A 10,112-nucleotide genomic window follows, 5' to 3' on the forward strand; every position below is an offset into this window, starting at 1 on the left:
CGGTCGGCCCTGCCGCCGACCGGGCGCCCGGCTCCTCGGGTGGAGCGGCCGGAGCCGCTACGACCGCTGCCAGAGGGCCGGCACGTTCGGCGGCTCCCAGCCGGCCATGGCGGTGTGCGCCTGGAGGCAGGTGTAGGAGACGCCGGAGTAGGTCACGCGGTCGCCCGCGCTGTACGAGGTGCCCGCGGCCCAGCTGCCGCCGGGCGGCGTGGTCGGGCCACCGGTGGAGGTGGAGGTCGGGGTGGGCGTGGGGCTCGGCGTGCCCGGGGTCTGCGCCACGTTCAGCACGAAGTCGTAGCTGCCCTCGCGGGTCGACCCGTTCTGCCGGACGTTCATCAGCAGCCGGGCGTCGTAGATGGTGTCCGTGTTGTTGCGCGGCTCGCCCGGGAAGTACAGCTGGGTGGTGACGATCGAGCGGCCGGGGGCCTGGAGCTTGACGTGGATGTGCCGGGTGCGGCCCGGGTAGAGGCCGGGCACGATGGTGTCCAGCTTGTAGGCGCCGTTGGCGTCGGTGAACTGGTGGCCGCGGAAGGTGTATCCGCTGTTGTCGTAGTTGCCGCCGTCGTCGGCCTGCCAGAAGTCCAGCAGCACACCGGAGATGGGCCGGCAGGCCCGGCCGAAGACGTAGCCGCTGACGACCAGGCGGGTGCCGGGGCCGTCGTTGACCATCGAGCTGCGCAGCGGGGAGTTGGGCTTGAAGTACGGGCCCTCGGTCTGCTCGATGGTGGGGGCGTCGCCGTCGTGGCACTCGGGGGTGAGGGCGAGCGGCTCGCCGGTGCCGATCTGGTCCCGGGCCAGTGCGACCCCGCCGCCGACGAGCAGCGGGGCGGCCCCGAGCGCGGCGGCGGCCTTGAGGACGGTCTTGCGGCTGATCATGCCGTCGGGCGTGGGCATGCGCCGTCTCCTTATCGTGAGGCGGGGGGTGGGGGCGGCCCTTGCCATGGTGGGGGCATGACAAGGGCCGGACCGGCCGCCCGTCCGTGCGCGCCGGACCGGCCACCGGTGGCCACCAGCAAAGTTACGGGCCGTCCGGTGCGACCGCGATGGACATGATCCGGGGATCGTGGTGATTTCCGTCGACCCTGGACCGGAACTCCCCCGGGGTCATCCCGGTCTCCCGGCGGAAGAACCGGCAGAAGTACGCCGGGTCGACGAAGCCCGCCTCCTTGGCGACCTGACGGATCGTCAAATCCGTGCAGGCGAGCAGCCGTTTGGCCTCCAAGGTCTGCTGGCGGCGGATCAGACCGCCGGGCGTCCGGCCGGTGGCCTGCTTCACCAGGGTCTGCAAGTGCCCCGGGGAGACGCCGAGTTCCTGCGCGGTGGAGGCCACCGAGTGCCGCACCCCGCCCGGCCGGGCGATCAACCGGGTGAAGGCGGCGGCCACTTCGGCCGGGCGGCCGGGCACCGACGGGCGGTCGGCCGGGGCGCAGGCGCGCAGCGCCCGGACGATCAGGATGTGCAGGCTGGCCCGCAGCACGCCCTGGTAGCCGGGCCCCCTGGTCCGGTACTCGTACTCCATGTCGGCGAGCAGCGCGGCGACCGCGTCGGCCTGGTCACCGAGCGCGAGGGCCGGGCGGGTGGCCAGCGCCCGCAGGGCGGCGAGGTCCTGGGGGTGGCCGAGCAGGAAGTCCTCGTTGAACAGGACGACCCGGCCGACCAGCTCCTCGGCGTCCGCCCAGTAGTGCACCTGGCCGGGCGTGATCACGCACAACTGCGGTGGCGCCAGCGGCCGGTGGACGAGGTCCAGGACGTGGGCGCCGTGGCCGCCGGTGACGTGGACGATCTCGTAGAACGAGTGCCGGTGGGGGAAGCCGGCCCGGGAGAGCGGGCCGATCGCGTCGAAACTGCCGATGGCGAAGGGGAGCAGCTGGGGCAGCGGGACCTGTAACCGGTGCAACGGCAGGTCCGGCGTGGTTCGGGGGGTGGGGGTCGTCCGTCGCACATCCATCGGAGCAGTGTGCGACCTGTTCCGGGGACAGGTCCAGACCATCTGCCGCCGTTTTCGGCGAGCGGTCCGGACCACCGGCGCTCCGGGGCACCGGTTCGGGCTCCGGCCGGCACCCGCCGAAGCCCCGTCCTAGACCGGCGGCCAGGGGATCGCGGGCCAGTCCTCGGGCGGCAGCGGGTGCCGGCCGGAGCCGCGCAGCGCGGCCACCCGGGCCCGGGTGGCGTCCAGTTCGGCCGCCGTCAGGTGCGGGGCGAGGCGCTCGGCGAGCTCGCCGTCCAGCTGTTCGGCCAGCCGGGCCAGCACCTCCAGCGCCTCGGCGGGCAGCGGGTCGCCGGCCCAGCCCCAGAGCAGGGTGCGCAGCTTGTCCTCGGTGTTGAAGGTGACGCCGTGGTCGATGCCGTACACCCGGCCGTCGGCGGCCGGGATCAGGTGGCCGCCCTTGCGGTCGGCGTTGTTGAGCACCGCGTCCAGGACGGCGAGCCGGCGCAGCCGCCGGTCGTCGTGGTGCACCAGCAGGGCCGTCCGCCCGCCCTCGACCTCGGCCCGGACGATCGGCAGCCAGCCCGCCTCCGGGCCGCGCGGGTCCTGGAGCGCGAGCAGCGGCTCGGCCGTCGGGTCCGGCTCGACCCACAGCTGCAGCATGCCGGGCCCGTGCGGGCCGTCGCGCAGCACGGTCGGCGGGATCAGCGCCCAGCCGGTCGCGGCGGACAGCTCGTACGCGGCGACCTCGCGGCCGGCCAGCGTGCCGTCCGGGAAGTCCCACAGCGGGCGCTCCCCGGCGACCGGCTTGTAGACGGCCTGCGCGCTCAGCGAGCCGTGCGCCACCGTGCAGTACAGCGCGGCGTTGGAGGCGTCGGTGAGCCGCCCGTGCACCGTCAGCCCGCCCTGGCGCAGCAGCGCGAGGGCGGTGGGCACGTCGGCGGCCAGCGCGGCGGCGGCCGACGGGTCGGCCTGCGGCGGGGTGTCGGTGTTCAGCGCCGGTAGCCGTTCGCGCGCGGGCACAGGTGGCCCTCCGGGTCGAGCGGCAGGTTGCAGAACGGGCAGGGCTTGCGGCCGGCCGCGACCAGGTCCAGCGCGCGCTTGGCGAAGACCCGGGCCATCGCGCCGGACAGCCGCACCCGCAGCATGTCCGGGCCGTTCTCGTCGTCGGTGAAGGCCGCCTCGGCGGCGTCCTCCTCCTCTTCCTCCTCGACCAGCGCCTGCGCCTCGACCACCAGGCAGGCGTCCACGCTGTCCCAGGCCAGGGCCATGGTGCCGACCCGGAACTCCTGCTCCAGCGGAAGGTCCAGCGGCGCGGTGTCGAGCAGGTCGTTCGGGGCGGCGGCCGGGATGGACGTGTCGCCGCCGCTGCGCCGCAGCGCCTCGTCCAGGACCTCCTCGATGCGCTCGGCGAGCGCCGCGACCTGGGTCTTCTCCAGCAGCACGCTGGTGATCCGGCCCCGGGCGCTGGCCTGAAGGTAGAACGCCCGGGCGCCGGGCTGGCCGACGGTGCCGGCCACGAACCGTTCGGGCTGGTCGTAGAAGAAGACCTGACGGGGCACGCTCTCGCTCCGGATCGTGTCGGTCGGCGCGGTTCCGCCGGGGGCGGGCCGCGGCCGGATGGACTCGCTAGTCACCCTACGACCTTCGGGCTCCGGCCGGGGAGCCGAGCCGACGGCCGCGGGCGGGGTGGCACCCGGGGAAGCGAACGGTGCCGCCGCGGACGGCGCCTCCCCGGACGGCCCGTCGGCGGCGCGGCCTAGACGGTGCCGCCGACCACCGCGTCGCCGGCCGGGGTGGCCGCCGCCGGGCCGGGCCGGGGGGCGAGCGAGGCGAGGTCGCCGGTGTCGCCCATCCTCAGCACGAAGGGCCGCTGCGGGGTGTAGCGGATCGCGGTGACCGAACAGGGCTCGACGCTGATCCGCTGGAAGTGGTCCAGGTGCAGCCCGAGCGCGTCCGCCACCACGGCCTTGATCACGTCCCCGTGCGAGCAGGCGATCCAGACCGCGTCCTCGCCGTGCTCGTCCGCGATCCTCCGGTTCCACTCGCGCACCGCGTCCACCGTGCGGTGGCTCAGCTCGCGCAGCGACTCCCCGCCGGGGAAGGCGGCCCCGGCGGCGTGGTCCTGCACGGTGCGCCAGAGCGGCTCCTTGGCCAGCTCGGCCAGCGGACGGCCGGTCCACTCGCCGTAGTGGCACTCCCCCAGCCGCTCGTCCTCGGCCGGCGGCCCGAGCTCGGGCCGGACCGCCAGCAGCGGCTCCAGCGTCTGCCGGCAGCGCTCCAGCGGGCTGCTGACCGCCCGCACCAGCGGGATGCCGGCCAGTCGGCCGGCCAGCGCGGCGGCCTGGTCCCGGCCGGTGTCGTCGAGGTCCACGCCGGGGGTCCAACCGGCCAGGATTCCGGCGGTGTTCGCGGTGGAGCGGCCGTGACGGACGAGCAGCAGGGTGGGCATGGGGTCAGCCTACGGCCTCCGGGCCCGGCCGTGGAGACCGGATTTCCCGCCCGTCCGGCCCGCGGCGGCCGGGTCCGCCACCGCCCCGGCCGCCGGGGGCCGGTGGACCGGAATCCCCCGGATCCGTGCCGGACGGCCCCGCTCGGGTGACAATGGCCCGCATGATCGTCCACTGCGCCGCCTACCACGACGGCCGCCGCATCGAGGCCCCCGAGGACCTGGCCGGCGCACTCGCCGCCGCCCGCGCGGCCGGTCCGGACGGCTTCGTCTGGATAGGCCTGTTCGAGCCCACCGCCGAGGAACTCGACCGCGTCGGCCAGGAGTTCGCGCTGCACCCGCTGGCCGTCGAGGACGCCGTCAGCGCCCACCAGCGCCCCAAGGTGGAGGCCTACAAGGGCTCGCTGTTCGTCGCGCTGAAGACCCTCGGCTACCACCCCGGCGGGCACGTCGTCACGGTCGGCGAGGTGATGGTCTTCCTCGGCCCGGACTTCGTGATGACCGTCCGGCACGGCGAGGACAGCCCGCTCGGCGGACTGCGGGCCGCCCTGGAGCAGGACCCCGAACAGCTGCGGTACGGGCCCAGCTCGGTGCTGCACTCGGTCTGCGACACGATCGTCGACGGCTACATGGACGTGGCCGCCGGGCTCCAGACCGACCTGGACGAACTGGAGGCGGACATCTTCTCCCCCTCCCGGGTCGACCGCGACACCGCCGGACGGATCTACGGCTACAAGCGCCAGGTGATGTCCGTGCGCCGGGCCACCGGCCCGCTGCTGGAGCCGATGCTGGCCCTGGAGCGCGGCGCCCGCTTCGTCCGTCCCGAGGCCGCGCCCTACCTGCGGGACGTCGCCGACCACGTGGCCCGGGTGAACGACCAGGTGGACGGCATGGACCGGCTGCTGTCCGACATCCTGAACGCCAACCTGGCGCAGGTCAGCGTCCAGCAGAACAACGACATGCGGAAGATCTCGGCCTGGGCGGCGCTGGCCGCCGTACCGACCATGATCGCGGGCATCTACGGGATGAACTTCGAGCACATGCCGGAGCTGCACCAGATCTGGGGGTACCCGGCGGTGCTGGTGCTGATGACGGTGGTCTGCCTGGTGCTGCACCGGGTGTTCAAGCGGCACGACTGGCTGTAGCTCTGGTGGTCGGACCACAGGCGGTCGGGCCGCTCGGACACCCGGCCCCGGTCAGGCCAGTCCGGCGCGCTCCAGCGCCTCGACACCGGTGCGCAGCGCCAGGATCCGCTCGTCCAGGGTGAACCCGGCCGGGGCCAGGGTGAGCGTGGTGACGCCCGCCTCGGCGTAGGCCTGCATCCGGTCGGCGATCCGGGCGGTGTCGCCGATCAGCGAGGTGGCGTCGATCAGGTCGTGCGGGACGGCGGCCGCGGCGCCCGCGTGGTCCCGGGCGAGGTACTTCTCCTGGACCTCGTCGGCGGCCTGCTCGTAGCCCATCCGCCGGGCGAGCTGGTTGTAGAAGTTCTTCTCCTTGCTGCCCATGCCGCCGATGTAGAGCGCGGCGTACGAGCGCAGGGCGTCGACCCCGGCCTTGATGTCCTCGCCGACCGCGAGGTTCACGGTCGGGCAGAGGTCGAAGCCCTCCAGCGTCCTCCCGGCCTTGGCGCGGCCGGCCGTCAGCGGGTCGAGGGAGAGCGCGGCGTGCTCGGGCGAGAAGAAGATGCCGAGCCAGCCGTCGGCGATCTCGCCGGTCAGCTCCAGGTTCCTGGGCCCGATCGCGGCGATGTACAGCGGGATGTGCTCGCGCACCGGGTGCACGGTGAGCTTGATCGGCTTGCCGGGGCCGCCGGGCAGCGGGAGCGTCCAGTGCTCGCCCTCGTGCACCAGGCGCTCGCGGGACATCGCCTTGCGGATGATCTCCACGTACTCGCGGGTGCGGGCGAGCGGCTTGTCGAACTTCACCCCGTACCAGCCCTCGGACACCTGCGGGCCGGAGACGCCGAGGCCGAGCCGGAACCGGCCGCCGGACAGGGTGTCCAGGGTCGCGGCGGTCATCGCGGTCATCGCCGGGGTGCGCGCCGGGATCTGGAAGATGGCCGAGCCGACGTCGATCCGCTCGGTCTTCGCGGCGACGAAGCTGAGCACCGTCGCGGCGTCCGAGCCGTACGCCTCCGCCGCCCAGCAGACGGAGTAGCCGAGGCGGTCCGCCTCCTGGGCCACGGCGATGTTGTCGGCGTCCATGCCGAGTCCCCAGTAGCCGAGGTTGATCCCGAGTCGCATCTGCCGCACCTTCCAGTGGGTTGGGGTTGGTCGCGAGGGTAACCGTGCCCGCACCGAACACGCTACTGACGGGTAGGGGTGGATCCGGTCACACCGGTGCTGTTGATCGTTCTGCGGGTCTGCACCTCTCTCCGCGCACCGGCCGCTACGCTCAGCCGACGTGGGGAGCGCTCTCCCCACCTGCGCGTTCACAGGGCCGCCGGGGCTCCCGGGGCCACCGGCCAGTGGAAGGCCCGTCCGATGGAAAAGCGTCACCTCGGCCGTACCGGCCTCCAGGTCTCCCGACTCGGCCTCGGCACCATGACCTGGGGCCGCGACACCGACGAGCAGGAGGCCGCCGAGCAGCTCAAGGAGTTCGTCGACGCCGGCGGCAACCTGGTCGACACCGCCGACGTGTACGCGGACGGCGGCGCCGAGTACCTGATCTCCCGGCTCACCGACAGCCTGGTCCCCCGCTCCGAACTCGTCATCGCCACCAAGGCCGGCAGCGTCCCCGAGTCCGCCCGCCGCTTCGACGGCTCGCGCGGCCACCTGCTCGCCGCCCTGGACGCCTCGCTGCGCCGGCTCGGCACCGACTACGTCGACCTGTGGCAGGTGCACTCCTTCGACCCGGTGACCCCGGTCGAGGAGACGCTCAGCGCCCTCGACATCGCCGTCTCCTCCGGGCGCGCCCGCTACGTCGGGGTCTGCGACTTCAGCGGCTGGCAGCTCGCCAAGTCCGCCGCCTGGCAGCACGCCCACCACGGGCGGGTGCCGCTGGCCGGGGCGCAGCTGGAGTACTCGCTGCTCCAGCGCGGCATCGAGCGGGAGGCGCTGCCCGCCGCGCTGGACGCCGGGGTCGGCGTGCTGGCCGGCTCGCCGCTCGGGCGCGGGGTGCTCACCGGCAAGTACCGGCACGGCGTCCCGCAGGACTCGCGCGGAGCCTCGCCGTACCTGTCCGGGTTCGTCCAGCCGTACCTCGGGGAGCGCTCGCGGCGGATCGTGGACGCCCTCGCCACCGCCGCCGACGGGCTCGCCAGCACCCCGCTGGCCGTCGCGCTGGCCTGGGTCCGGGACCGGCCCGGGGTGGCGAGCGCCCTGGTCGGAGCCCGGACGGTGGCCCAGCTGCAGTCGGCGCTGTCGGTGGAGGCGCTTACGCTTCCGGATGAGATCCGTGGTGCGCTGAACGACATCTCGTCACCGGTGCACCACTACCCGGACCAGGGGTGGACGGAGCTGTGACCACCGGCCCGGGTCGTCGAGCAGAACCTGCAGTGGAGTGACCTTTGGAGCGGACGACGATGACTGACACGGGGAACGGCGCTCCGGAGGTGACCGCCGGGGCCAAGCTGACCCCGGAGGCGAAGGCCGCGAAGTTCGCGGAGCTGGCCCAGCGGATCCGCGGCATGCAGCCGGAGGACGCCGCGGACCGTGCCGCACGGGCGGGTGCCGCCCGTGCGGAGGCCTCGATGGCGGAAGCCCCGGCCGCGGAGGATCCGACGGCGGAGGCCCCGGAGCCCGGCGGGTCGGAGCCCGGGGAGCCGGAGCCGGCCGCTGCGGCCCCGGTCCCGGCCGCCCCCGTTCCGGCCACCCCGGTCGCGGCCGCCCCCGTTCCGACCCGGGTTCCCGCCCCGGCCGCCCCCGCCCCGGTGGTGTCCGACCGGCAGCGCGAAGAGGTGCTCCGCGCCACCGTCGAGGTGCTGACCGCCGGCGGCGCCCCGGCCGACCTGGCGGCCGCCGCCGTGGCCGCGCTCGGCGAGGAGGCGCCCGCACGGCTGCGCGAGGACCCGTGGGCGGTGCTGGGCCTGCCCGGCGTCCGGCCCGAGCACGCGGACGGCTTCGCCCGGGAGCTGCTCGGCGCCGGTGCCGGCCCGGGCGACGAGCGCCGCGCCCGGGCTCTGGTGCCGTGGCTGCTGGAGCAGGCGGCGCTGCGCGGGCACTCCGCCCTGGAGCTGGCCGAGGTGGCGGTCGGGCTCGACCGGCTCCGGATGCCCGAGCCGGCCACCGCGATCCAGGCCGCCGTCGAGGACGGGCGGGTGCTCTCCTTCCAGGAGGAGCTGACCGGCCCCGAGGCGCACACGGCGGGGGGCGACGAGGAGGACGAGGCGCCGACCCGGACGCTGCTCGCCCTGGCCGGGCTGGCGATGGCCGAGGACAGCCTCGCCGAGAAGCTGCTCCAGCTGATGGCCACCTTCGTGCCGGGCGAGGACGCCGAGGAGGCCGGGGACGCCGAGGAGAGCGGGCCCGCCGCCGATTCCGAGGACGCGGAGGCCGGGGCGGAGGCCGCCGAGGGCTCCGCCCAGCAGCCCACCGCCGCCCCCGGCCCGGCCGCTTGGGCGGCCGCCGCCGAGGCCGCGTCGTCCTCCTCCGCGACCGCCCTGATCAAGGCCGTCGCCGAGCACGCCCTGGTGCTGCACACCGGCGGTGAGGCGGCCCGCGCCGAGCCGGCCGCGCTGGTCGCCGCCGCCCGCGGCCTCGGGCTGCGGGCCTGGGCCGCCACCTGGACGGACCAGGGGCGGGACTCCCTCGCCGCGCTCGCCGAGGCGGGCGCCGGGGCCCCCGTGGTCACCCTCGCCGAGCTGCTCTCCGGCGCCGCCGGCCCCGGCCGCGCCCCGGACGGCACGCTCGCCCTGGACCTGCTGGTCGTGCTGGACGCCCCGCTGCTGGACGTCGACCTGGCCGCCGTCGTCCTGGAGTCGCTGGCCGACGGCACCCGGCTGGTGCTCAGCGGGGACCCGGGGCAGCTCTGGTCGGCCGGCCCCGGTCGGGTCTTCGCCGACCTGCTGGCCGCCAAGGCCTGCCCGGCGGTCGCCTCCCGCACCCCGGACTTCGGCCCGATCGGCGAGCTGGTCTCCGGTGTCGGCATCGGCGAGCTCCAGCCGGTCGAGGCGCCGGACAAGGAGGTGGTCATCCTGACCGCCAAGGACGCCGGCGAGGCCGTCCACCGCGCCGTCCAGCTGCTCACCGACTCCATCCCGCGCGCGCTGGGCATCCCGGCCGAGCAGGTGGTGCTGCTCACCCCGGGCCACGGCGGCCCGGCCGGCACCCGCGCGCTGAACGCCGCCGCCAAGGCCCGGCTCAACCCCGGCCCCGGCCGGTTCGGCGGCTTCGACCCGGGCGACCGGGTGGTCGACTCCCCCACCCCCGGCGTCACCCGCCCGGCCCGGGTGCTGGACGGCGACGCCACCGGTCTGCACCTGGAGTACGCGGACGGCTCGCACCGGACCGTCCCGCCGGCCGAGGCCGCCCGGCTGCGGCACGGCTGGGCGCTGACCGTCCACCAGGCGGTCGGCCGGCGCTGGCCGGGCGCGGTCGTGGTCGTCCCGGACGACGCCGCCCAGGCGCTCACCCGGCAGTGGGTCTACACCGCCTTCGGCCGCGGCGAGCGGCACCTGTCCGTGGTGCACGCGGCGGGCCCGGCGCTCGTCCAGGCCGTCGCCGAGCGCCAGGCGCAGTCGCGCACCACCCGGCTGCGGGCGGTCCTCGCCGAGAACGCCGCCTCGGCGTACTGACC

General features: G+C 75.3%; 9 protein-coding genes. 3 read left to right on the forward strand and 6 right to left on the reverse strand.

Features of this window, described 5'->3' with window-relative positions; genetic code table 11:
* Positions 1-57: 57 nt before the first annotated feature.
* The 5 genes from ACFU7Z_RS27665 to ACFU7Z_RS27685 form a co-directional block, all read right to left on the reverse strand.
* Positions 58-894 (reverse strand): carbohydrate-binding protein, encoded by an 837-nt coding sequence (locus ACFU7Z_RS27665; RefSeq protein ID WP_380780352.1) that lies wholly within the window; start codon positions 892-894, stop codon positions 58-60.
* Between the two features lie 124 nt (positions 895-1,018).
* Positions 1,019-1,897 (reverse strand): AraC family transcriptional regulator, encoded by an 879-nt coding sequence (locus ACFU7Z_RS27670; protein WP_049650987.1) that lies wholly within the window; start codon positions 1,895-1,897, stop codon positions 1,019-1,021.
* A 180-nt stretch (positions 1,898-2,077) separates the two neighbouring features.
* Positions 2,078-2,875 (reverse strand): SCO1664 family protein, encoded by a 798-nt coding sequence (locus tag ACFU7Z_RS27675; RefSeq protein WP_074002602.1) that lies wholly within the window; start codon positions 2,873-2,875, stop codon positions 2,078-2,080.
* 44 nt (positions 2,876-2,919) lie between these two features.
* Positions 2,920-3,489 (reverse strand): DUF3090 family protein, encoded by a 570-nt coding sequence (locus ACFU7Z_RS27680; RefSeq protein ID WP_049650988.1) that lies wholly within the window; start codon positions 3,487-3,489, stop codon positions 2,920-2,922.
* Between the two features lie 197 nt (positions 3,490-3,686).
* Positions 3,687-4,379: a histidine phosphatase family protein gene (locus ACFU7Z_RS27685; RefSeq protein ID WP_049650989.1), complete on the reverse strand. Its 693-nt coding sequence runs from the start codon at positions 4,377-4,379 to the stop codon at positions 3,687-3,689.
* A 161-nt stretch (positions 4,380-4,540) separates the two neighbouring features.
* Here ACFU7Z_RS27685 and ACFU7Z_RS27690 point away from each other — a divergent pair, with 161 nt between their 5' ends.
* The gene (locus ACFU7Z_RS27690) at positions 4,541-5,521 is read left to right on the forward strand and encodes a magnesium and cobalt transport protein CorA (RefSeq protein WP_049650995.1); all 981 of its coding nucleotides are present in this window, start codon (positions 4,541-4,543) and stop codon (positions 5,519-5,521) included.
* A gap of 51 nt (positions 5,522-5,572) precedes the next feature.
* On the opposite strand, the gene ACFU7Z_RS27695 is transcribed toward ACFU7Z_RS27690, so the two are convergent.
* The gene (locus ACFU7Z_RS27695) at positions 5,573-6,619 is read right to left on the reverse strand and encodes an LLM class F420-dependent oxidoreductase (RefSeq protein WP_117487218.1); all 1,047 of its coding nucleotides are present in this window, start codon (positions 6,617-6,619) and stop codon (positions 5,573-5,575) included.
* Positions 6,620-6,859: 240 nt separating this feature from the next.
* Here ACFU7Z_RS27695 and ACFU7Z_RS27700 point away from each other — a divergent pair, with 240 nt between their 5' ends.
* Both ACFU7Z_RS27700 and ACFU7Z_RS27705 read left to right on the forward strand, forming a co-directional pair.
* Positions 6,860-7,840 (forward strand): aldo/keto reductase, encoded by a 981-nt coding sequence (locus ACFU7Z_RS27700; protein WP_380780355.1) that lies wholly within the window; start codon positions 6,860-6,862, stop codon positions 7,838-7,840.
* 59 nt (positions 7,841-7,899) lie between these two features.
* Positions 7,900-10,110 carry a helix-hairpin-helix domain-containing protein gene (locus tag ACFU7Z_RS27705; protein ID WP_380780357.1) on the forward strand — a complete coding sequence of 737 codons (2,211 nt, stop codon included), beginning with the start codon at positions 7,900-7,902 and terminating at the stop codon, positions 10,108-10,110.
* The last annotated feature ends 2 nt before the right edge of the window (positions 10,111-10,112 follow it).

Origin of the sequence: Kitasatospora sp. NPDC057518, from assembly GCF_042802075.1 — a bacterium.
Classification (GTDB): domain Bacteria; phylum Actinomycetota; class Actinomycetes; order Streptomycetales; family Streptomycetaceae; genus Kitasatospora.

What these genes read in the sequence shown, in the direction of transcription:
- ACFU7Z_RS27665 (WP_380780352.1), bottom strand. Translation starts at nt 894, where the DNA reads ATGCCCACGCCCGACGGCATGATCAGCCGCAAGACCGTCCTCAAGGCC.
- ACFU7Z_RS27685 (WP_049650989.1), bottom strand. Translation starts at nt 4,379, where the DNA reads ATGCCCACCCTGCTGCTCGTCCGTCACGGCCGCTCCACCGCGAACACC.
- ACFU7Z_RS27695 (WP_117487218.1), bottom strand. Translation starts at nt 6,619, where the DNA reads ATGCGACTCGGGATCAACCTCGGCTACTGGGGACTCGGCATGGACGCC.
- ACFU7Z_RS27700 (WP_380780355.1), top strand. Translation starts at nt 6,860, where the DNA reads ATGGAAAAGCGTCACCTCGGCCGTACCGGCCTCCAGGTCTCCCGACTC.
- ACFU7Z_RS27705 (WP_380780357.1), top strand. Translation starts at nt 7,900, where the DNA reads ATGACTGACACGGGGAACGGCGCTCCGGAGGTGACCGCCGGGGCCAAG.
- ACFU7Z_RS27690 (WP_049650995.1), top strand. Translation starts at nt 4,541, where the DNA reads ATGATCGTCCACTGCGCCGCCTACCACGACGGCCGCCGCATCGAGGCC.